Source organism: Polynucleobacter sp. MG-6-Vaara-E2 (assembly GCF_018687695.1).
Lineage (GTDB): Bacteria > Pseudomonadota > Gammaproteobacteria > Burkholderiales > Burkholderiaceae > Polynucleobacter.
Genome location: NZ_CP061303.1, coordinates 204,157 through 225,131 on the forward strand (window position 1 = coordinate 204,157; position 20,975 = coordinate 225,131).

The following is a 20,975-nucleotide window of genomic DNA, read 5'->3' on the forward strand; positions in this document are numbered from 1 at the left end:
AAAGGATTGGAAGAAAAAATGAGGAAATTAAGCAATCACAAACAGGGGTTGATCAAACTCAACGCCCTGACCGTTTTCACACAGAATTTCTTTGATGACGCCTGCTTTTTCTGATTCGATTTCATTGAGCAACTTCATGGCTTCAATGATGCAAAGGGTTTGGCCTACTTTTACGGTGTCGCCCACGTTGACGAAGTTTGGCGATTCTGGATTTGGCGCGCGATAGAAGGTGCCAACCATGGGTGAGCGAGCAACAAAACCCGTTTCCTCGGCAGGTGCTTCAGCTACTGGAGCAGCAGCTGGTATTTGCACGGCAGGAGCCGCTTGAACGGCTTGTGCGGGAGCAGGATTTGCGTAAATCACTTGCCCCGCAGGAGCCGGAGAGCCTGCATTCACAATGCGAACACGATCTTCACCTTCATTTACCTCTAACTCAGAAATGCCTGATTCAGAAACTAGGTCGATTAGAGTTTTGAGTTTTCTTAGATCCATATGAGTGAGTCCTCTCTTGAAATTCTTGAATTAACTTATTTTTGTAAACGGGTAATGGCTGCTTGCAGTGCTAGCTCATACCCAATTGCGCCGAGACCACAGATCACACCGGTAGCGATGTCGGACAGATAAGAGTGTTTGCGAAACTCTTCTCTTTGGTGAATATTGGATAAGTGCACTTCTGTGAATGGAATGGCCACCCCTGCCAAAACATCACGTAGAGCAACGCTGGTATGGGTAAATGCACCCGGATTAATAATGATGAAATCCACCCCATCCTGCTTAGCCTTCTGAATGCGGTCAATTAACTCACCTTCATGGTTGCTTTGATAAGTGCTTAATTCAACAGACTGCGTTTTTGCGATCTCACCGAGCTTTTGGTGAATGTCTTCTAGGGTAGTTTTTCCGTAAACCTCTGGTTCACGGGTGCCCAATAGATTAAGGTTCGGGCCCTGAATGACGAGAATTGAAGCTTTTTTAGACATAGATCCCTATTTTTAGAGGCAGTTAGTGTCAATTGTTTAATTTTGCATTTGGCCGCTCATACTGCTTATGCTTCACCTGCTGTGTACCGAAGTATACCCTCACAAGTATCGTAAAGGTCCAAAAAGAGGGATGGTAAATTCAAATTTTCACTACTTTTAAGCGAAAATAAGGAAAATTATGGTTGATATTGCCTAATAAATAAGCAGAATTAAATATTGAAGCCCCCTTTAACTATCGTTAAAAATATTCAAAGTGCTGAATTAATTGCTTTTTTGAGCTCTTCTTCGCTTATCTTTCCTAATTTTGTGTAAATGGACTTCCCTTTGGGGTTAATCACAACGGTATAGGGTAGGGCGCCTTGGGTATTGCCCATTTTTTTGGAAAGATTGCTACCCTCAATTCCACCAAGCACAATAGGGTAGGAAACGGGAGTTTTTTGAAGAAATTCGCGTATGTTCGATGGTGAATCGATACCAATGCCGACGATTAAGACATTTTTAGGGGCATATTCTTGAGCAATCTTGTCTAAAGCAGGCATTTCTTCTACGCAAGGAGGGCACCAAGAGGCCCAAAAGTTGACTACGAGTACATTTCCACGCCAATTTTGTGAATTTGCAGGTTTGCCGTCTGGCGTTTGCCAAGGGTTGGCAAAAAAGGCCTTAATCGAGGGATCACTAGCCAAGCCTGTTTGAGAAATCCATTGTGAAGAAAAGACCCCCGCAAGGAGCGCCAAAAGACTAATTCCGCCAATCATGATCCACTGTCTTCGGTTCACTACAACTCCTTCGCTAAAATTCGCTGATGCATATACATATCTTGGGCATTTGCGGTACTTTCATGGGCGGCATTGCCGCAATCGCTCGGCAAGCCGGACATCGTGTAACAGGTTGTGATGCCAATGTGTATCCACCAATGAGCACGCAGCTTGAGGCTCAGGGCATCGAACTCATTGAGGGATTCTCACCAGATCAATTATTGCAGTTTGAGACCATGCCTGATTTATTTGTGATTGGCAATGTGGTTTCTCGAGGCAATCCTTTGATGGAAGCTATTTTGAACCAGGGCTTGCCTTATATTTCTGGTCCTCAATGGCTAGGAGAACAGGTTTTATACGGACGACATGTATTGGCGGTAGCTGGCACTCATGGCAAAACCACTACATCAGCAATGCTCACTTGGATTCTGGAATTTAACGGTTACAAGCCGGGATATTTGATTGGTGGGGTGCCGCTCAATTTCACTGTGTCAGCGCGCCTAGGGGAAGGTCAATATTTTGTGATCGAGGCTGATGAGTACGACACTGCCTTTTTTGATAAGCGCAGTAAGTTTGTTCACTACAGGCCACGGACTGCTTTATTAAATAATTTGGAATTTGATCACGCAGATATTTTTGCTGATCTTGCTGCGATTGAAACTCAGTTCCATCATTTGGTGCGTACCGTTCCTGGTGATGGACTGTTGGTGGTGAATGGCGAAGAGCCAGCCTTGGAGCGAGTGGTCACCCGGGGTGAATGGGCTCCAGTAGAGCGCTTCGGACAAGATCTCAATAATGAATGGTCCCTGATCTCGCAAGAGAGTGATGGATTTATTGTGCGCAAGTCAGGCAAAGAAGTGGCTACTGTGAAATGGGCCTCAGACTCTGGAGTGATGGGTAGACATAATCAACTCAACGCGCTAGCTGCAATCGCTTCTGCAAACCATATTGGTATTTCACCTGTGGATTCTGCACGGGCATTAGCTGAATTTAAAAACGTAAAGCGTCGCCTTGAAACTATTGGTGTTGCAAATGACATCACGGTATATGACGATTTTGCCCACCATCCGACTGCGATTACTACAACAGTAGATGGTCTACGTCGTCGGGTAGGTAAAGCTCGGATCTTGGCGGTATTGGAGCCACGTTCAAATACGATGAAGCTGGGGGTGATGAAGGCTCAGTTACCTGATAGCTTGCAGCAAGCGGATAAAGTTTTTGCCTTCGGTGCCAATAGTGGGAAGGAATCTTTGGGTTGGGATTTGGCAGAAGTGCTATCCCCACTTAATGTAAAAGAGGCTGGCAAAGCCGATGCATTTGATGATCTTGCTGCCCTAGTTTCAGCAGTAGCCAAAGAAGCAAAGCCAGGTGACCATATTTTGGTGATGAGTAATGGCGGCTTTGGTGGGGTACACCAAAAAATACTCAAAGCCATTTCCGCTTAGAACAATTCATTGCAACTTCATAAATCAAGACCGAAAGCAAAACATGGGTGATCGATTAAAAGATAAGGTGGCAATTGTTACTGGTGCCGCAAAAGGGATTGGTTTTGCGACCGCCAAACGTTTTGCACAGGAGGGTGCAAAGGTAATCATTACGGATATCAATCTTGAAGCCGCTGAGGCTGCTGAGGCTCAAATCCCCAATGCTCAAGCGCATGCAATGAATGTCACTGATCGTGCCACTATCCAAGCTGTGGTTGATCAGATCATGCAAAAACATGGACGCATTGATATCCTGATTAATAACGCCGGCATTACGCAAGATGCACGCTTAATCAAAATGACGGAAGCGCAATTTGATAGCGTCATTGATGTCAACCTCAAGGGTGTATTTAACTGCACTCAATTGGTTGTCCCACATATGCTTGAGGCTGGATCTGGCGCCATTGTGAATGCTTCTAGCATGGTTGGTTTATACGGCAACTTTGGTCAAACCAACTATTCAGCAACCAAGTTTGGCGTGATTGGCTTTACCAAGACTTGGGCGCGTGAGCTTGGACCTAAAGGGATTCGGGTGAACGCAGTTTGCCCTGGTTTTATAGCAACGGAGATGGTCAAAGCGATGCCTGAAAATATTTTGCAAGATATTGAGCGTCGCAGTTGGTTGGGTCGCCTCGGCACTCCAGAAGAAATGGCCAACGTATACCTATTTCTGGCTAGCGAAGAGGCTAGCTACGTTAATGGAGTTGCGCTAGAAGCTAGCGGCGGGATTTCCCTCTAGGTATGAACCTTTTATATGAAGAGGGTGGCGATATCAAAATCGCTACCGTACAGTCTGCAACCGGATCTGGCGATTCCGAATCCTGGCAGGCGACAAGTCTTTCTGGCAAGAAGATAAAGCTCAAAGCGAAAGAGGTTTGGTTACGTTTTGAAAAGCCAGAAGCGCAGGCTGTAATGGATGAAGCGCTCGTTTTATCAAAAGATATTGATTTGCAATTGCTATGGGATTGCGCTCCTGAAGAAGAGTTTGGCTTGGTAGATGTTTCGCTTGAGTACTTTGGTTCTCAGGCTACGATTGCTCAGCAAGCAGCTTTAGCCATTGCTTTGCAGGGCGCTCCAGTGTTTTTCCGTCGTAAAGGCAGAGGGCGTTTTCAAAGAGCGCCACTAGAGCAGTTGCAGGCAGGCTTAGCAGCACTAGAGCGTAAGCAAAAGGAGTTAGAGCAGCAATCAGTTTGGCAGCAGGAGTTGATTGCCGGTAATTTCCCAGAGACCTTGAAATCCTCGGCGCAGCAATTACTCTTCTCGCCAGATAAAAATACATCTGCCTATAAAGCCCTCATTGCAGCATGCACGCAGACAGGTGAATCTCCTGCTCAGTTGATGATTCGGTGTGGCGCCATTGATTCTCCTTTGGCATATCACCAAGGATTGTTTCTCAAGGCGCATTTCCCAAATGGCGCTGCACATCATGCCAATATTGGCATCGATCAAACAGCGTATGACGCAGCGATTGCAGAGCTACCTTTAGCTGATGTACAAGCATTCTCCATTGATGATTCAGGGACAACCGAGATTGACGATGCCCTTTCTGTGACTGAGTTGCCGGAGGGTGGTCATCGAGTGGGAATTCATATTGCAGCTCCTGGTTTGGCGATAGCTAAAGATGATCCTTTGGATCAGGTGGCACGCAATCGGATGTCTACCGTTTACTTCCCGGGCGACAAAATCACCATGTTGCCTGATTCAGTTATCGAACAATTTTCACTAGACGAGGGTGCGGCTAGGCCGGCGCTCTCAATATATGTGGACATTGATGCAGCCGGGATTGCAAACCGAGATACTTTACAAATGCGCGCAGAGATGGTGCCAATGGTTGCCAATCTTCGTCTGGAGAATATTGAGCATTTAGTCAGTGAAGAGAGTTTGACCGATGAAGCTGTCAGCTATCCGTATCGCAAAGAGCTCTCTATTTTGTGGCGTGCAGCTAAACTTTTACATGCTGGCCGACAAGAAAAGCGGATTGCCAATGGTCTTCGTGCAGAGCAGTTGGGAGTCGTTGACTCTAATGCCTTAGCAAGAGACTTTCATTTTCAGATTCAAGACGTGGATGGAGCGCAGCGCGTAGAGATTATTCCGCGTCAGCGTGGCTCAATCCTCGATACGATTGTTGCCGAGTGGATGATCTTTTGTAATAGCGCTTCAGGCCAATTACTAGCAGATCATGGATTGCCAGGGTTGTTTAGAACCCAGAAAGGTTGGGGGCCATTGCGAACTCGTATGCAAACCACTCCTGGACCCCATGAGGGTTTAGGTCTGGATTACTACGCTTGGTGTACTTCTCCTTTGCGTCGCTACTCTGACCTCGTTAATCAGTGGCAGCTAATTGCGCTAGCAAAGCATGGAGTGACGGCAAAAATGGTTGCACCATTTCCGCCACGAGATGCGACTCTCATGGGAATCGCTGCTGATTTTGAGTCTTGTTATCAAGCTTATGGTGAGTTTCAGGATCGCTTGGAAAAGTATTGGTGCTTGCGTTGGATTGCGCAAGATGAAGATGCAAAAACTGTCCATGTTCGTCATTTAAAAGAGGGTATGTCGAGGGTCGAGCTTGTCCCCTTGCATTTACCCATCCCCGAATTAGCAACTCATCCTCGTATGACGCGTGCAGAAGTTGTGGTTAATGGTGTTGATTTGCTGCAATTAAATGCTACAGTGAGGGTGCTGGGTATTGAAGTCAAAGTAGAGCCAGAGGCAAAAGCCGCTGAAGAAGTAGAAGAAGATGCTAGCCCAGATTAAGTCTTTGCAATTGCCTCACTCAGAGAGATTGAATCGGGCGCTGCTCTATTTTCGGAATGCTTGGAAGCGCCATCCATTTCGTTTGGCACTTTGTGTATCGCTCCTCATTCATATCTTATTTCTGTCCTTTCGTTGGGGTATGAGTGAACTTCAAAACCGCCGACTCAATATTCCATTAAGCATTGTCTTGGTAAATGCGAGCAACAAGACACCCCCAAAGCAGGCCAATAAATTAGCGCAGGCTGATTTGCAGGGCGGCGGTAACTCTGAAAATCAAGATGCCACTGCGTTGCATCGTGCACGACTGGGGGCGGAAGCGCGCCTCGAAGTTTTGGAAAAACAGCAAAAACAAATGTTGACCAAGTTAGAGGAGCTACGTTCAAAATCTGGTGGGCGTAAGAGTGATGATCAAGCGATTGCCCCCCAATTAAACTCTCTAGAGGCAGAGTTAGCTAAACGTTTACAAGTAAATGGCCGTGAGCCTCGTCGCAAAGTGCTTACGGGAGCCAATACAAAGTCAGTTACTTTTGCCCATTATTTCGATGCAATGCGCCAAAAGATTGAAGCCTATGGCAGCACTTTCTTTCCTCGCGCTAATGGCAGACCTCTTTACGGTAGTCTGGTGATTGTTGTGAGTGTTGATTCACAGGGACGCATTACCAGTAATGCCCAAGGCAAGGATGGCATCTCTATTGGGCGAAGTTCAGGCAACCCTGAATTAGATCGCCAAGCTTTAGCGATTGTTCGTGCATCTGCTCCATTTGGCCCATTCCCATCAGAGATGCGCAATCAAATTGATGTACTAGATTGGATCTCCACATTTGACTTCACCAGAGAGGGTAATGATCATTTGGAATTGAAGCATTAATACAGCCTCATTTTTGAAAAATTCGCTTATTCTGTAGTCATCATGAATTCAAATTCATCCGCCGATCTGCAAATTGACCCAAGTCATCATTTGGGCCTCGACGTTTATGCGGTTGTAGGCAATCCAATCAGTCATAGCAAGTCTCCTCTCATTCATCAGCAGTTCGCTCAGCAAGCGAAACAGGCGATCCTCTATGGTCGTTTACAGCCTGAGTTAGATGGGTTTACTAAAGCAGCGAAGACTTTCTTTGCTGCTGGGGGTAAGGGTATGAATGTGACTGTGCCGTTTAAGTTAGATGCTCAGTCATTTGCGGATCAATTGACTACACGAGCTCAGTTGGCTGGCGCAGTCAATACCTTGTGGTTCAAGGACGGAAAAATTCATGGCGACAACACAGATGGCGCTGGCTTGGTACGCGATCTCTTGGCGCAAGGCATTGCTCTTCATGAATCCCGCATTCTGCTCTTAGGTGCTGGTGGTGCTGCGCGTGGCGTGATTGGGCCATTGCTAGACCAATCACCTAAATGCCTGGTGATTGCCAATCGTTCAAGCGCTAAAGCGGATGAGTTAGTCAAAATCTTTGCAAATTTAGCGGCCTCAAAAGAGGTTGCGCTGGAATCAAGAACGTTAGCTGATTTGGAGAACTCTGAAAAAACACCCTATTCATTTGATTTGGTAATCAATGCCACTGCTGCTGGCCTATCAGATGAATCTCCATTGAGTGCCCTTGCCGTTGGGAATATCTTTACTCCTAGCTCATTTGCTTACGACATGGTCTATGGCAAAACTACAGCATTTATGCAGCAGGCATTACAGCGCGGTGCGCGCATTAGTGATGGTCTAGGGATGTTGGTCGAACAAGCTGCAGATGCATTCCTGCTCTGGCGTGGAGCTAATCTTGCAAACCAGATTGACCCGCGAGCCGTGTTAGCTAAGTTACGCAGTTAATTTCACCTGCACATTTCTTTCACGCATGCGCTGGATTACTTACATAGTTAAATGTTTATTGGCTGGTTTTATTGCCATGCAGCTGTATTTTGCTGTTCAGATCGGTTTATGGCTTAGTGTTGATCCTGGTAGCACAGCGTTTCAGAGGGCTGAGCGTTGGCGTTTATGTACTTGGCATTGGTCCTGCCCGGTGTATTCCGTGTGGACTCCCTATGACAAGATTTCTAATAATCTCAAGCGTGCGGTTTTAGTGAGTGAGGACGATATCTTTTTTCAGCACAAAGGAGTTCGTGTTGAAGATATGCAAAAAGCTTGGGAAAAAAATCAACAGCACAGCCAGCATAAATCAGTGTTTGGCGGAAAAACTAAAACTCCTCTTCGTGGTGGATCAACCATTACCCAACAACTTGCTAAAAATTTATTTTTATCCTCTGAGCAAAATTATTTCCGCAAAGGACAGGAGCTCATCATTACTGGGCTCTTGGAGTTGATGCTTTCAAAGCAAAGATTATTTGAAATTTATCTCAATTCAGTAGAGTGGGGCGAGGGTATTTTCGGTATTGGAGCGGCTTCGGCCCACTATTACGCCACAATTCCCGCGGTATTAGATCTAGATCAGTCAGCGGCTCTAGCCTCGGCACTGCCGGCGCCAAAGTGTTTTGATAAAGAACAGTATTGCCGTAGAGGAAGCATTAATTATCCTGCTCGCCAGGAATTTATTCTGGAAAATATGGGTCGAGTTGCTTTGGCGCCCATGCCTCAACCTAAGACCACAACTAAAAATACGAAGTAGGTTTGAGGTATTTTTAGGTGGCAGTGCTTAAGGCATCCCTTGTGCTTTGGGCAGCTTGCCTAGCAGCTTGTGCAAAATCATCTCCCGAACTCGCATACAAAATCGCTCTTGAAGAGTTGATGATCATGCCAGCACCGGGTTTGCCAGGAATGCTCCCAGCTTTCACAGTGGCTTCGATATCGCCACCCTGAGCACCAATGCCAGGAATGAGCAAAGGCATCTCGCCAACAATTGCTCGAACCTTGGCGATCTCCTCTGGGAAGGTTGCGCCAACGACTAGGCCAATTTGTCCTGAGGCATTCCATTGGGTTGCAGCCAATTTGGCAACATGCAAATACAAAGGTTCACCATTAGGCGAAACATTTAAAAACTGCAAATCTGATCCACCAGGGTTGGAGGTGCGACACAAGACGATGACGCCTTTGCCATGATGTTTGAGGTAGGGCTCAATCGTGTCAAAGCCCATGTATGGGTTTACGGTGATCGCATCTGCGCCATAGCGCTCAAAAGCCTCAAGAGCATACTGGTCAGCTGTACTGCCAATATCCCCTCGCTTGGAATCCAGAATTACAGGGATATGGGGATGTTTATCTTTGAGGTGGCGAATTAACTTTTCAAGTTGGGCTTCTGCTCGTTGGGAGGCGAAGTAAGCAAATTGGGGTTTAAAGGCGCATACCAAATCTGCCGTAGTATCTGCGATCTCACGGCAGAACTCAAAGATCCCCTCAGGTTTCCCCTGAAGTGCTGGGGGTAAGCGCTTAGGATCTGGGTCAAAACCAACACACAGCATGCTGCCTTGGGAAGCCCATGCAGACTGGAGTTGCTGGTTAAAGGTATTTGAGCGAGAGTTCATTGTAATTAGCTTATTTTAGTGAGACTGTCATCCTCTATAGGATAAACTAGCGCACATTCCTTAGGAGTTCACCATGATCAACTTGTTCGTCCTGCAAAATGGCCGCCTCTCTCAAGAGCAAGTAGAAGATCGCAATGAATTATTGCAATATGCCAATCCTATCTGGATTGACGTAGTTGATCCAGAGGAAGAAGAGCTTATTTGGATTAAAGAGGCTTTTGGAGTGCTTTTACCTGAGTTGGATGACTTGGGTGATTTGGAAGCTTCCGCTCGTTATTTTGAGGCCGATGATGGCCACCTCCATATTCGTACTGATTTCTTGTTGGATGAAGAAGAAACTTCTCGCAACGTGCGCGTTGCGTTCGTTCTTACCAAGCAAGTGCTGTTCTCTATTCATGATGAAGACCTGCCCGTATTCCGCTTAGTGCGTTTGCGTGCACGTTTACGCCCAGGCTCCGTGAGCAATGCTAAAGACGTATTGCTCGATTTATATTCCACAGATGCTGAGTATTCTGCAGATGCATTGGAAGAAGTTTATGAAAATCTGGAGCAAGCAGGTAAACGCGTCTTGCAAGATGATATTAATGACGCTGATGCTGAGCAAGTTCTTGAAACGATTGCAAAAGAAGAAGATACCAACGGACGTATTCGTCGTAATGTGATGGATACCCGCAGAGCTTTATCCTTTCTGATGCGCAGTAAGTTACTCTCTGATGAACAGCAAGAAGAAGCGCGTCAAATTTTGCGTGATATTGATTCTCTCGAGAACCATACTGCTTTCTTATTCGACAAGATTAACTTCTTAATGGATGCGACAGTTGGTTTTATTAACTTGAATCAATCAAAGATTATCAAGATCTTCTCGGTGGTATCTGTTGCCTTAATGCCACCTACTTTACTGGCCAGTATCTGGGGCATGAACTACAAGCATATGCCTGAGCTCGATGCGACTTGGGGTTACCCAATGGCTATTATTGCTATGTGCATTTCTGCGATTATTCCTCTGTGGTACTTCCATCACAAAGGGTGGATGAAGTAATTTAATTTTCGAGTAGTTTAGCTAATTCGTTCAATACGTAATTACAAGCTTGCTCGCGGATCGCTTGACGATCGCCATCAAAGTGCATGGTTTTTGTTAACACCCTGTTTTCGCCACTATCGTTATGAATAGCCCAGCCAAAGCAAACGGTTCCCACCGGTTTTTCTGCTGAGCCACCCATTGGACCTGCAATGCCAGTAATAGAAATGGCAGCATTGGCTCCGGAACTTAGTTGCGCACCCTCTGCCATTGCTTTGGCAACCTGCTCGCTGACAGCTCCAAAGGATTGAATGAGCTTAGATGGAACCCCCAGGCTGTCCTCCTTAGCTGCGTTGCTATAGGTAATATAGCCGCGCTCAAACCACTCGCTTGAGCCTGCCAAATCAGTGAGGGTGGCACAGACTAAGCCTCCAGTACAAGATTCAGCTACTGCAATCTTCCAATTTTTAGCGAGCAAAATTTCTGCTAAGGTTTTAACGGTATGCAGTGATTGCATATTTAAGCCCATCCCATATGAGTAATTGCTACTAGCGTAAGAGCGATGATTAAGAGAGTGAAGAGAGCTGCTGCAAGATCATCCACCATGATGCCAAATCCATGCCACCATATTTGTAGTGAGTTAGATGGTGTATCGGAGTTTTCTGTATTTTTAAAATGGCGATCAATCATGCCGATCGGTCCAGGTTTGACGGCATCAAAAAATCGGAATAATGCGAATGCTAGGATTTGCATCCAAAGGTTAGTTGGCATGATGAATACCAATACCAACCAAAAAGCTACCATTTCATCCCAAACAATTCCCCCAAAATCTTTTCTACCCAATTCTTCGCTGACTTTGCCGCAGATCCAGCAACCCAACACTAAGCTACTGCCAATGATCCAAAAAAACGCTTCTGAGGACAGGAAATATTCTGCAATCAAAAAAGCTGCCCAGGCCCAAAGAGTACCTGCAGTCCCAGGCGCTATGGGGCTTAGACCGCTACCAAAACCAAAAGCTAAAGTGCGACTAGCTGCCTTTAACATCCACGTAAAGTTCGGCGTTACTTCAGGTGGATGGTGATTTGTCATTGCGCAAAGTGGTCAAAAGATTTGAGGAGTGCAGCAGCATCAGCATCACCAATGACATTTCCATCTGTACCGATAATGTGAATGGCCGATTGCTCATTTTGCTTAGCAGTAATACAACCTATACGTGTGAGAGGGAGCTTTAAGGATTTACCAATTTCTTGGATGACATCACGTTGCTTGACTGGGGCAGTAAAGCACAATTCGTAATCATCACCACCGCTAGCAGCAAACTGATTTTGGATTGCAAGATCTTGCTTTTGCAGCGTCGCTGACTTGGGAAGATTGTCTAAAAAAATTTCTGCATCCACTTTTGATTGCTTCAATAGATGTTTTAAATCCCCAAGCAAGCCATCAGAAATATCTAGAGCAGCATTTGCTATGCCTCCAAGTTTGAGTCCAAGTTCAACCCTTGGTGTAGGTTGATGCATGCGGTGCTCAACAGTCTTCAGTTCGTCTTCAGAGAGCTTGATTTCATGACGCAATGCAGCAAGACAGAGCCTTGCGTCGCCAATCGTTCCTGAAACCCAAATATCATCCTCGATTTTTGCCCCTGATCTACGAATGGCTTTTTCAGGATGAACACTGCCGATGGCGGTAATTGAGATGGTTAAGGGGCCGGCAGTAGTGTCACCACCAATTAGCGGACAAGAAAATAGATTGGCGACTGCAAACAAGCCCTTAGAAAAGCTTTCTAGCCATTGCGTATCAACTGCTGGCAGGGCAATCGCCAAAGTAAATCCCAGGGGTTTGGCGCCCATTGCAGCTAGGTCAGAGAGGTTTACAGCAAGGGCTTTGCGGCCCAAATGCTCAGAATCTGTGCCAACAAAGAAATGCCGCCCTTCGACCAGCATATCGCTGGTAATCGCTATTTCTTCTCCAGGCAAAGGCTTTATCAGGGCACAGTCATCACCGATACCCAAACTCAGGGTAGAGTTCGAAGCGCTCCCCGTTTTAAAAAAACGTTCAATGAGATCGAATTCGCCCATTGGGCCAGAATCAGAATGCATGCCTCATTTTATGGCTCTTGGGGGTGCAATGCGAGAGAGGAATAGAATTAATGGCTTACAAGTCTTCAAGTAGCGAAGATTAAACAGAACTAAGTGAGTTAGTGGATGAGCAAAGAAAATAGCAAAGATCAACAGATTGCGGCTTTAAGAGAGGCTGCCCTTCAGTATCACGAGTTTCCGGTTCCTGGAAAAATCGAGATTGCCCCAACTAAGCAACTCACCAACCAACGTGATTTAGCGCTTGCTTACACACCAGGTGTTGCAGCGCCTTGCGAAGAGATTGTGAAAGATCCCGCAAATGCTTTTAAGTACACCGCTCGTGGCAATTTAGTTGGCGTGATTACAAACGGTACCGCTGTTCTAGGTTTAGGAAATATTGGTCCATTGGCTAGCAAGCCAGTGATGGAAGGTAAAGCAGTTCTGTTTAAGAAATTTGCTGGTATTGATGTTTTCGATATTGAGGTAAATGAAAACGATCCTGAGAAGCTCGTAGAAATTATTGCGGCACTTGAGCCCACTTTTGGCGGTATCAATTTAGAAGACATTAAAGCGCCAGATTGCTTTGTAGTTGAGCGTAAATTACAAGCACGCATGAAGATTCCGGTCTTTCATGATGATCAGCATGGCACTGCGATTGTGGTTGCGGCTGCGATCCTCAATGGCCTGAAGGTTGTTGGCAAGGATGTTGGTAATGTGAAGCTCGTTACTTCTGGTGCAGGCGCGGCCGCTCTGGCTTGTTTGGATTTATTGGTTGATTTAGGTATTCCACGTAAAAACATTTGGGTAACTGACCTAGCTGGCGTCGCTTACAAAGGTCGTAAAGAATTGATGGATCCAGAGAAGGAGCCGTTCTGTCAAGAGACTGATCTGCGTACTTTGGATCAAGTGATTGCTGATGCGGATATTTTCTTGGGTCTTTCTGCTGGTGGTGTATTGAAGCAAGACATGGTTAAGAAGATGGCAGATAAGCCATTGATTTATGCCCTTGCAAATCCAACCCCAGAAATCTTGCCGGAAGAAGTGAAAGCTGTTCGCCCTGATGCGGTGATGGCAACTGGCCGTACTGATTATCCGAATCAAGTGAATAACGTGTTGTGCTTCCCATTTATTTTCCGTGGCGCTTTAGATGTTGGTGCAACGACTATTACGCGTGGCATGGAAGTTGCTGCTGTAAAAGCGGTTGCAGAGTTAGCCCAAGCAGAACAAAGTGAAGTGGTGACCTCAGTTTACGGAATTGAAAATCTATCTTTTGGCCCCGAGTATTTGATTCCAAAGCCATTTGATCCTCGCTTGATTACAGTGATCGCTCCTGCAGTCGCTAAAGCAGCAATGGATGATGGCGTTGCCTCTCGCCCAATTAAAGATTTCGATGCTTATCGCAATCAGTTGCAACAGTTTGTGTATCACTCTGGTACTTTGATGAAGCCTCTCTTCAGTATTGCGAAGAGGGTTCCTGCAAATCAAAAACGCATTGTCTTTGCAGAGGGTGAAGATGAGCGCGTATTGCGTGCAGTACAGATCATTCTGGATGAGCATTTAGCTACTCCAATTCTGATCGGTCGCCCAGCGGTGATAGAACATCGTATCGAGAAGTTTGGCTTACGCATGAAGGCAGGCGATGACTTTGAGATTGTTAATCCAGAAAATGATTCCCGCTTCCGTGATTTCTGGCAAACCTACCTCGGGCTCACGGAGCGTAAAGGTGTAACTCAGTCATTTGCTAAGCTTGAAGTGCGACGTCGCAATAGTTTGATTGGCAGCCTATTGATTCAAAAAGGCATGGCTGATGGCATGATTTCTGGCACGGTCGGTAATTTAGCGACACACCTTAAGTATGTTGATGAGGTGATCGGTCGTGAGCCAGGTGCAAATGTATATGGCGCAATGTCTGGTTTGATTTTGCCTGGCCGCCAAGTATTCTTGGTGGATACCCACATCAATATCGATCCAACTGCAGAACAATTGGCTGAGTTGACTTTGATGGCCGCAAGCGAAATGCGTAAGTTAGGCTTGGTGCCAAAAGTTGCACTTTTGTCGCATTCAAATTTTGGTTCTAGCAATGCCCCATCTGCAGTCAAGATGCGCGAAGTATTGGCTTTATTGAAAAATGCAGATCCAACCTTAGAGGTGGATGGGGAGATGCACGGAGATAGCGCACTCGATGTAACTATTCGTGAAGGTGCCGTGTCTTCATCATCATTGAAGGGTGATGCTAATCTCTTGGTTCTGCCAAATATCGATGCGGCAAACATTTCCTATAACTTGCTCAAAACGGCTGCAGGAAATGGTATTGCGATCGGACCTCTGCTGTTAGGTGTTGCCAAGCCAATTCACATTTTGACCCCAGCTGCGACCGTTCGTCGAATTGTGAACGTGACAACATTGGCTGTAGTTGAGGCGGCAAGCAACGCTAGAGGTATTTCTTAGGGATTTCTAATTTATGTAAGTTATCACTAACTTACATAAATTAATTCTATATAAATCAATAAGTTATATAAAAAGACCTGTATTTGGGCTTGATTTGATGGCTTGTTAAGGGTAACCTAGCACCCATCATGAATAATCGCTCTGAAAACACCAATACAGCTAGCTTCGACGAACATAGCCGCGCTGAAAGTTGGGACAGCAATGATCGTCTAGAAACCGAATCGTCCGCTGCCAATGTCTATGCCCAGGGTGGTTTATCTCGTTTACAAACCTATGCAGCAAATCAAGTTTCGGGGAAAAAAGTGACAGCTTCTTGGCGTGCCGCTTTGGCCGTTCGTGATGCCGGACCACCGGCTATGTTGCGCAGCGTGCGCACTAACATCGTGCAATCTATTCGTGCTTTCCGTACACCAGATTTACAGGAGGCGGCTACAGAACTAGGCCAACACTTCATCTACGCGAATTGCACCAATGCAATGACCAAAGGTGAGGTTCTTGAGGCGATTGCAATTGCTTACTCTTTTACAAAACAGCAAGCAAAAAACTTTGATCCTTTGTTGGATGCCTTGACGACAACTACTGATAAAGCCGGTCAACAACCGGGCTTCGTAGTTGTGCTCGAAGGTTTACCTTGCACTCAAAAATTTGATAAAGAAGCTCGCGAGACCTTGCTAGATGTATTCCGTGATGCCGTGGATTATTGGGCTGAGCGTCGTACGCCGTATCGCGTGTTCTACTCTTTTGCCTAATAGCAAAAGTCTTTGAACCCCTGAAATCGCCTCTACTTGAGGCGATTTTGTATTTCAGGGTTCCAAACACTGTGTATCGCTGTAATCGCTACAACCCCAGCTGTTTCGGTGCGTAGAACCCGTTCTCCTAAGGATACGATTTGATAGCCTGCAGCTTGCGCTTGAGCCTCTTCTTCGGGTGTATGACCACCTTCAGGCCCAATCATTAAGACAATATCTTGTGGGTCGTTTTCCATCAAAACCGAGTACACGCTTTTTGTGGCATCTGGACTGAGCAATAGTTTGAGTGCAGGCTTTGGGCTTGTTTTTAAGTAGTCTGCAAAAGTTTGGATCGGTTCAAGCCGCGCAAGTACTGTTCTGTCACATTGTTCGCATGCAGCTTGAATGATCCCTTGCCAGTGAACCAGACGCTTTAGAGCACGCTCTTGATCGCTTGAGCGGGTAAGCCTCAGAATGGATCGCTCACACTGCATTGGAGCGATGGCTTGGGCGCCAGTTTCTACGGCTTTTTCAACAATCCAATCCATTTTGTCTCCACCAGCCAAGCCTTGGGCCAAAGTAATGGCATAAGGGGTCTCTCGATGGGTGTCGGTCCGGATTTCGCTGATTAGGGCTAAACCACTTTTTCTACTCAAAGACAGAAGTTCCGCCTGAGCAATTTGCCCTTTTCCGTCAAATACTGGAAAAGACTCACCAGCCTGAACGCGCCTAACGCGTAAATGGTGGGCAACCTCTGGGGTGAGGGCGGTGGGCTTTTGGGATTCCCATGGTCCGGGAAGATAAAATTGAGGCATTACTGAAATATAGTCAATTAATTTTCTAGAGACCACTTTTACGATGTCAAACCTTCAAATTCGCATGGCTAATGCCATTCGCGCCTTATCCATGGATGCAGTTCAGCAGGCAAACTCAGGTCATCCTGGTATGCCGATGGGAATGGCCGACATTGCTGTTGGGTTATGGAATGATCACTTAAAGCATAACCCTACAGATCCCCATTGGATGGATCGCGATCGTTTTGTTTTATCCAATGGTCATGGCTCGATGTTGTTGTATTCACTCTTGCATCTTTCTGGTTACGACTTACCAATTGAGGAGTTAAAAAATTTCCGTCAATTGCATAGTAAAACTCCAGGACATCCTGAGTACGGAATTACGCCGGGTGTAGAAACGACCACTGGCCCACTCGGTCAGGGAATCTCGAATGCTGTTGGCATGGCGCTTGCAGAAAAGTTGCTTGCAGAAGAATTTAATCGTCCTGGCCTCAATATCATTGATCACTACACCTATGTGTTTTTAGGCGATGGTTGTTTAATGGAAGGTATCAGTCATGAGGTGTGTTCATTAGCTGGAACATTAAAGCTGAATAAGTTGATTGCGCTCTGGGATGACAACGGTATCTCTATCGATGGCAAAGTTGTTTCTTGGTTTAATGAAGATACCCCCAAGCGTTTTGAAGCCTATGGTTGGAATGTGACTCGAGATGTTGATGGTCATGATGCGGAGGCTGTTTCAAAAGCGATTGCAGTAGCCAAAAAGAGTGTTAAGCCAACATTAATTTGTTGTAAAACTGCGATTGGTCAAGGCTCACCGAATATGGCTGGTAGCGATAAAGTCCATGGCTCTCCATTGGGAGCTACCGAGATTGCAGCAACTCGTGTGGCATTGAATTGGCCATATGCTCCCTTTGAAATTCCGCAAGATATCTATGATGCTTGGGATTTCAAAAAGCGCGGTCAAGCTGCTGAGCATGAGTGGAATAAAGAATTCCAGAAGTACAAAAATAAGTTCCCAGAACTTGCTTCTGAATTGCAACGTCGCATGCAGGGCGACTTATCAAAAGATTTTGCATCTACGCTCAATGCGTATTTGAAGACATGTCAATCTAAAGCAGAAACTGTTGCAACGCGCAAGGCAAGTCAAAATGCGATTGAAGCATTAGCTCCAGCTTTGCCAGAATTTATGGGTGGTTCTGCAGACTTAACAGGTTCGAACTTAACAAACTGGTCGGCATGTAAAGCAGTACGTTGCGATCAATGGGGTAATCACATCAATTACGGTGTTCGTGAGTTTGGCATGAGCGCCATCATGAATGGTATCGCTTTGCACGGTGGCTATATTCCATTTGGTGGCACCTTCCTCACTTTCTCTGATTACAGCCGCAATGCTATTCGTATGGCTGCATTGATGAAGTTGCGTAGCATTTTTGTCTTTACCCACGACTCTATTGGCCTTGGTGAAGATGGCCCAACCCACCAGTCTGTAGAGCATGTAGCTAGCTTACGTCTCATCCCAAATCTGATGGTTTGGCGTCCTTGCGATACGACTGAGAGCGCTGTTGCTTGGGGCGCAGCGGTTGAGCGAAAAAATGGCCCAAGCGCCTTGATCTTTAGTCGTCAAAACTGTCCATTTGTTTCTCGTAATAGCCAACAAATTAAAGAGATTGCTCGCGGTGGCTATGTCTTACGAGATCCAAAGTCTGGAAAGATTGATGCAGTCATTATTGCCACTGGCTCTGAAATTGCGCTGGCATTACAGACGGCAGAACGTTTTGAAAAAGAGAGCTCAGGAAAAATGGGTGTTCGTGTTGTATCGATGCCCTCGACTACTGTTTTCGATCAGCAGGATGCTACTTATAAAACTAAAGTGTTGCCGGCCAATATTCCGCGTATTGCGATTGAGGCAGGTGTGAGCGATTTCTGGTGGAAGTATGGTTGTGCAGCTGTCCATGGTGTGGATACCTTTGGTGAGTCTGCGCCTGCTGGTCAGTTGTATGAATACTTTGGTTTAACGGTTGATCAAATTACCAAGACTGTTAAACAATGCATCGCAAAGAAGTAACGCAAAACATATTCAATATTAGTAAGGGGAAATAAATGACAATTCGTGTCGCAATTAATGGTTATGGACGTATTGGTCGTATGGTATTGCGCGCCTTGTATGAAGATCAATTGAACGGTAAGCCACGCCGTGACATCAAGATTGTTGCAATCAATGCGATGGGTGATATTGCGATTAACGCCCATCTAACCCAATACGACTCTGCGCATGGCCGTTTCCCTGCCGAAGTTTCTGTTGATGGCGATTACATGGTGGTTAATGGTGATCGTATCAAGATGTTTTGTACACGCAATCCTGCTGAAATCCCTTGGGGTGAGTTAGGTGTAGATCTAGTTTTAGAGTGCACTGGTAAGTTTACCTCTAAAGAAAAAGCGATGATTCATATTCAGCAGGGCGCTAAAAAAGTATTGATTTCTGCTCCTGGTGAAAAAGACGTGGATGCAACCATTGTGTATGGTGTTAATCAAAATGTTCTTAAGCCAAGCGACGTCGTTGTTTCCAACGCAAGCTGTACTACTAACTGTTTGGCACCTTTAGTAAAACCATTGTTAGAAAAAATTGGTATTGAGTCTGGTTTGATGACAACCATTCATGCTTTTACTAATGATCAAGTATTGACTGATGTCTATCACAAGGATATGCGTCGCGCACGCTCTGCTGTGTCCAGCATGATTCCAACAAAGACTGGTGCAGCAAAAGCGGTTGGATTAGTTTTGCCAGCGTTAGCGGGACGCTTTGATGGTTTTGCCATGCGCGTTCCTGTAATAAACGTTTCTGTCGTAGATCTTACGTTTGCGGCTAGCCGCGTTACTAATGTTGATGAAGTGAATTCGATTTTGAAGACCGCTAGCGAAGGCGAGCTCAAAGGTATTTTGGGCTTTAACACCCTACCTTTGGTTTCGATCGACTTTAACCATGATCCGCGTCCAAGTATTTATGACGCTTCCCAAACGCGTGTTTCCGCCGACGGCAAGTTGGTGAAGGTATTGGCTTGGTATGACAATGAATGGGGTTATTCAGTTCAAATGCTCAATGCTGCTGAAGCACTAATGGCAGTAAAGTGAACAAAAGTCGCTAATTGTTGTTAAAAGTCTGTAAAAAGTATAAAAGACCTCAATTTGAGGTCTTTTTTCTTATTTAGGCTTCTGAAATCCAGCTAAAGCACCCAGAAAAGAACTTATTTTTGCTTATTTCGGCAGTTTTTCTTCTGGCAATGCCCGTACATTGCCAAAGAGTGCTCTTGGAGCTTAAATCCAAGGTTTTTAGCGATATCTCGTTGGCGTTTCTCGATGGCTTCATCGACAAATTCTTCAACATGACCGCAATCTAAGCAAACCAGGTGGTCGTGATGACGGCCTTCGTTGAGCTCGTAAATAGCGCGGCTATCACCCTTGCTAGACTCAAAGTGGCTGCGAAGTAGAAGACCTGCTTGCTCAAACTGGGTAAGCACCCTGTAGACAGTGGCTAGACCGATTTCTTGATCATCCTTGGCTAAGGCCATGAAGACGTCTTCAGCGCTAAAGTGCGTGCCCCCATTTTGATGAAAAAAATCAAGGATTTTCATTCGCGGACCGGTGGCTTTTAGGCCAATATCGCGCAAATTTTCAGGAGTGGGGTTTTGGTTCGTATTCATGGCTTTGGGAGCTAAAATCAATGTCTTAATGATACGGCCAGCCATGCAAAATTGCCTTGAACTTTTTAGTCGCTTTTTGAACCCGCTTTTGAGGGGTCTTTCCATATCCTCCCGCGGGGGATTGTTGGCGGTTGCCTTAGTTAGCCTACTTGGAGTTGCTGGGTGCTCTACTGCAGTTGATGAAACTCAGCGCGCCTGGATGAATAAAGTTTTCCAACCCTATGTTCCTGACATTGTTCAAGGTAACTTTATCTCCAGTGAGCAATATGCCAAATTAAAGCTGGGCATGACACGCGAGCAAGTGCGTCAGATTTTGGGCACCCCGTTATTAGCGAGTTATTTCCATGCCAATCGCTGGGATTATGTTTTCGAATTTAAGCGCGCCGGTCAACGTGTAGGCAAAGAGCGCCATGTAACTGTCTATTTTGACGGCGATAAGGTGGTGAAGTTTGAGGGTGATGCTCTGCCGACAGACGTAGAGTTGGTTGCTGAGATTGATAACTACGCTAAAACGAAGCGTTCATTTTGGGATGTCGTTACTGGTTCAAACAAGCCGCCAGTTACACCGCCATTGCAGCAGCCAGAATTGCTGGTGCCAAGCCCAACGGATAACTTATCTAAGGGCGCTGCTGTCCCACCGGTGCCTGCTGCAAGTACAGGCTCATTCTGGGATTACTTTAGTTTTTCTAAGTCATCAGATGGTCAAGTTGTGCAGCCTGAACCTTTAGGGCCTGGTGCTATGAATACACCACCAGCGACTGAGAAAAAGTAGTAGGAAT

General features: G+C 45.8%; 21 protein-coding genes. 12 read left to right on the forward strand and 9 right to left on the reverse strand.

Annotated features, from left to right (window positions below; all coding sequences use genetic code 11):
- Nucleotides 1-27: 27 nt before the first annotated feature.
- The 3 genes from accB to ICV38_RS01110 all read right to left on the reverse strand — a co-directional run bounded on the left by accB (nt 28) and on the right by ICV38_RS01110 (nt 1,753).
- Nucleotides 28-492 (reverse strand): acetyl-CoA carboxylase biotin carboxyl carrier protein, encoded by a 465-nt coding sequence (gene accB / locus ICV38_RS01100; protein WP_215381936.1) that lies wholly within the window; start codon nt 490-492, stop codon nt 28-30.
- A gap of 35 nt (nt 493-527) precedes the next feature.
- Complete coding sequence (aroQ, locus tag ICV38_RS01105; protein WP_215381937.1) at nt 528-977, reverse strand: type II 3-dehydroquinate dehydratase; 450 nt, start codon at nt 975-977, stop codon at nt 528-530.
- Nucleotides 978-1,225: 248 nt separating this feature from the next.
- Complete coding sequence (locus tag ICV38_RS01110) at nt 1,226-1,753, reverse strand: TlpA disulfide reductase family protein (RefSeq protein WP_215381938.1); 528 nt, start codon at nt 1,751-1,753, stop codon at nt 1,226-1,228.
- Nucleotides 1,754-1,779: 26 nt separating this feature from the next.
- Here ICV38_RS01110 and mpl point away from each other — a divergent pair, with 26 nt between their 5' ends.
- The 6 genes from mpl (at nt 1,780) to mtgA (ending at nt 8,579) form a co-directional block, all read left to right on the forward strand.
- A complete protein-coding gene (mpl, locus tag ICV38_RS01115; protein WP_215381939.1) occupies nt 1,780-3,177 on the forward strand; it encodes a UDP-N-acetylmuramate:L-alanyl-gamma-D-glutamyl-meso-diaminopimelate ligase in 1,398 nt (465 codons plus the stop codon).
- Nucleotides 3,178-3,220: 43 nt separating this feature from the next.
- Nucleotides 3,221-3,955, forward strand: coding sequence for a 3-oxoacyl-ACP reductase FabG (gene fabG / locus ICV38_RS01120; RefSeq protein ID WP_215381940.1), 735 nt, complete (start codon nt 3,221-3,223; stop codon nt 3,953-3,955).
- Between the two features lie 2 nt (nt 3,956-3,957).
- Nucleotides 3,958-5,970, forward strand: a complete 2,013-nt coding sequence (locus ICV38_RS01125) for a ribonuclease catalytic domain-containing protein (RefSeq protein WP_215381941.1) — start codon at nt 3,958-3,960, stop codon at nt 5,968-5,970.
- 139 nt (nt 5,971-6,109) lie between these two features.
- Nucleotides 6,110-6,838 carry an energy transducer TonB gene (locus ICV38_RS01130; RefSeq protein ID WP_251368168.1) on the forward strand — a complete coding sequence of 243 codons (729 nt, stop codon included), beginning with the start codon at nt 6,110-6,112 and terminating at the stop codon, nt 6,836-6,838.
- Nucleotides 6,839-6,880: 42 nt separating this feature from the next.
- The gene (aroE, locus tag ICV38_RS01135; protein ID WP_215381943.1) at nt 6,881-7,786 is read left to right on the forward strand and encodes a shikimate dehydrogenase; all 906 of its coding nucleotides are present in this window, start codon (nt 6,881-6,883) and stop codon (nt 7,784-7,786) included.
- Nucleotides 7,787-7,811: 25 nt separating this feature from the next.
- Nucleotides 7,812-8,579, forward strand: coding sequence for a monofunctional biosynthetic peptidoglycan transglycosylase (gene mtgA / locus ICV38_RS01140; protein ID WP_215381944.1), 768 nt, complete (start codon nt 7,812-7,814; stop codon nt 8,577-8,579).
- 13 nt (nt 8,580-8,592) lie between these two features.
- Here the strand turns inward: mtgA and pyrF are convergent, their stop codons facing one another.
- Complete coding sequence (gene pyrF, locus ICV38_RS01145; protein WP_215381945.1) at nt 8,593-9,432, reverse strand: orotidine-5'-phosphate decarboxylase; 840 nt, start codon at nt 9,430-9,432, stop codon at nt 8,593-8,595.
- 73 nt (nt 9,433-9,505) lie between these two features.
- Between pyrF and corA the strand changes: the two genes are divergently transcribed.
- Nucleotides 9,506-10,471 carry a magnesium/cobalt transporter CorA gene (corA, locus tag ICV38_RS01150; RefSeq protein ID WP_215381946.1) on the forward strand — a complete coding sequence of 322 codons (966 nt, stop codon included), beginning with the start codon at nt 9,506-9,508 and terminating at the stop codon, nt 10,469-10,471.
- Nucleotide 10,472: 1 nt separating this feature from the next.
- Here the strand turns inward: corA and ICV38_RS01155 are convergent, their stop codons facing one another.
- The 3 genes from ICV38_RS01155 to thiL are packed head-to-tail and all read right to left on the reverse strand — an operon-like array spanning nt 10,473 to nt 12,546.
- On the reverse strand, nt 10,473-10,967 hold the full coding sequence (locus tag ICV38_RS01155; protein WP_371819235.1) for a CinA family protein: 495 nt from the start codon (nt 10,965-10,967) through the stop codon (nt 10,473-10,475).
- Between the two features lie 2 nt (nt 10,968-10,969).
- Nucleotides 10,970-11,539: a phosphatidylglycerophosphatase A gene (locus ICV38_RS01160; RefSeq protein ID WP_215381948.1), complete on the reverse strand. Its 570-nt coding sequence runs from the start codon at nt 11,537-11,539 to the stop codon at nt 10,970-10,972.
- The gene (gene thiL / locus ICV38_RS01165) at nt 11,536-12,546 is read right to left on the reverse strand and encodes a thiamine-phosphate kinase (protein ID WP_215381949.1); all 1,011 of its coding nucleotides are present in this window, start codon (nt 12,544-12,546) and stop codon (nt 11,536-11,538) included. The genes ICV38_RS01160 and thiL overlap by 4 nt, the downstream gene beginning before the upstream one ends.
- 105 nt (nt 12,547-12,651) lie before the next feature.
- Here thiL and ICV38_RS01170 point away from each other — a divergent pair, with 105 nt between their 5' ends.
- Complete coding sequence (locus tag ICV38_RS01170) at nt 12,652-14,973, forward strand: NADP-dependent malic enzyme (protein ID WP_215381950.1); 2,322 nt, start codon at nt 12,652-12,654, stop codon at nt 14,971-14,973.
- Between the two features lie 128 nt (nt 14,974-15,101).
- Nucleotides 15,102-15,722, forward strand: a complete 621-nt coding sequence (locus ICV38_RS01175) for a barstar family protein (protein ID WP_215381951.1) — start codon at nt 15,102-15,104, stop codon at nt 15,720-15,722.
- A gap of 32 nt (nt 15,723-15,754) precedes the next feature.
- Here ICV38_RS01175 and ICV38_RS01180 read toward each other — a convergent pair whose 3' ends face one another.
- On the reverse strand, nt 15,755-16,516 hold the full coding sequence (locus ICV38_RS01180) for a 16S rRNA (uracil(1498)-N(3))-methyltransferase (protein ID WP_215381952.1): 762 nt from the start codon (nt 16,514-16,516) through the stop codon (nt 15,755-15,757).
- 43 nt (nt 16,517-16,559) lie between these two features.
- Between ICV38_RS01180 and tkt the strand changes: the two genes are divergently transcribed.
- On the forward strand, nt 16,560-18,563 hold the full coding sequence (tkt, locus tag ICV38_RS01185; protein ID WP_215381953.1) for a transketolase: 2,004 nt from the start codon (nt 16,560-16,562) through the stop codon (nt 18,561-18,563).
- A gap of 35 nt (nt 18,564-18,598) precedes the next feature.
- The gene (gene gap, locus ICV38_RS01190) at nt 18,599-19,627 is read left to right on the forward strand and encodes a type I glyceraldehyde-3-phosphate dehydrogenase (protein ID WP_215381954.1); all 1,029 of its coding nucleotides are present in this window, start codon (nt 18,599-18,601) and stop codon (nt 19,625-19,627) included.
- Between the two features lie 113 nt (nt 19,628-19,740).
- Here the strand turns inward: gap and fur are convergent, their stop codons facing one another.
- Entirely contained in the window at nt 19,741-20,196 is a 456-nt protein-coding gene (gene fur / locus ICV38_RS01195) for a ferric iron uptake transcriptional regulator (protein ID WP_068949652.1), read from the reverse strand.
- Nucleotides 20,197-20,320: 124 nt separating this feature from the next.
- Here fur and ICV38_RS01200 point away from each other — a divergent pair, with 124 nt between their 5' ends.
- On the forward strand, nt 20,321-20,968 hold the full coding sequence (locus ICV38_RS01200) for an outer membrane protein assembly factor BamE (RefSeq protein WP_251368169.1): 648 nt from the start codon (nt 20,321-20,323) through the stop codon (nt 20,966-20,968).
- The last annotated feature ends 7 nt before the right edge of the window (nt 20,969-20,975 follow it).

What these genes read in the sequence shown, in the direction of transcription:
- accB (WP_215381936.1), bottom strand. Translation starts at nt 492, where the DNA reads ATGGATCTAAGAAAACTCAAAACTCTAATCGACCTAGTTTCTGAATCA.
- aroQ (WP_215381937.1), bottom strand. Translation starts at nt 977, where the DNA reads ATGTCTAAAAAAGCTTCAATTCTCGTCATTCAGGGCCCGAACCTTAAT.
- mpl (WP_215381939.1), top strand. Translation starts at nt 1,780, where the DNA reads ATGCATATACATATCTTGGGCATTTGCGGTACTTTCATGGGCGGCATT.
- fabG (WP_215381940.1), top strand. Translation starts at nt 3,221, where the DNA reads ATGGGTGATCGATTAAAAGATAAGGTGGCAATTGTTACTGGTGCCGCA.
- ICV38_RS01125 (WP_215381941.1), top strand. Translation starts at nt 3,958, where the DNA reads ATGAACCTTTTATATGAAGAGGGTGGCGATATCAAAATCGCTACCGTA.
- ICV38_RS01130 (WP_251368168.1), top strand. Translation starts at nt 6,110, where the DNA reads ATGAGTGAACTTCAAAACCGCCGACTCAATATTCCATTAAGCATTGTC.
- aroE (WP_215381943.1), top strand. Translation starts at nt 6,881, where the DNA reads ATGAATTCAAATTCATCCGCCGATCTGCAAATTGACCCAAGTCATCAT.
- mtgA (WP_215381944.1), top strand. Translation starts at nt 7,812, where the DNA reads ATGCGCTGGATTACTTACATAGTTAAATGTTTATTGGCTGGTTTTATT.
- pyrF (WP_215381945.1), bottom strand. Translation starts at nt 9,432, where the DNA reads ATGAACTCTCGCTCAAATACCTTTAACCAGCAACTCCAGTCTGCATGG.
- corA (WP_215381946.1), top strand. Translation starts at nt 9,506, where the DNA reads ATGATCAACTTGTTCGTCCTGCAAAATGGCCGCCTCTCTCAAGAGCAA.
- ICV38_RS01155 (WP_371819235.1), bottom strand. Translation starts at nt 10,967, where the DNA reads ATGCAATCACTGCATACCGTTAAAACCTTAGCAGAAATTTTGCTCGCT.
- ICV38_RS01160 (WP_215381948.1), bottom strand. Translation starts at nt 11,539, where the DNA reads ATGACAAATCACCATCCACCTGAAGTAACGCCGAACTTTACGTGGATG.
- thiL (WP_215381949.1), bottom strand. Translation starts at nt 12,546, where the DNA reads ATGCATTCTGATTCTGGCCCAATGGGCGAATTCGATCTCATTGAACGT.
- ICV38_RS01170 (WP_215381950.1), top strand. Translation starts at nt 12,652, where the DNA reads ATGAGCAAAGAAAATAGCAAAGATCAACAGATTGCGGCTTTAAGAGAG.
- ICV38_RS01175 (WP_215381951.1), top strand. Translation starts at nt 15,102, where the DNA reads ATGAATAATCGCTCTGAAAACACCAATACAGCTAGCTTCGACGAACAT.
- ICV38_RS01180 (WP_215381952.1), bottom strand. Translation starts at nt 16,516, where the DNA reads ATGCCTCAATTTTATCTTCCCGGACCATGGGAATCCCAAAAGCCCACC.
- tkt (WP_215381953.1), top strand. Translation starts at nt 16,560, where the DNA reads ATGTCAAACCTTCAAATTCGCATGGCTAATGCCATTCGCGCCTTATCC.
- gap (WP_215381954.1), top strand. Translation starts at nt 18,599, where the DNA reads ATGACAATTCGTGTCGCAATTAATGGTTATGGACGTATTGGTCGTATG.
- fur (WP_068949652.1), bottom strand. Translation starts at nt 20,196, where the DNA reads ATGAATACGAACCAAAACCCCACTCCTGAAAATTTGCGCGATATTGGC.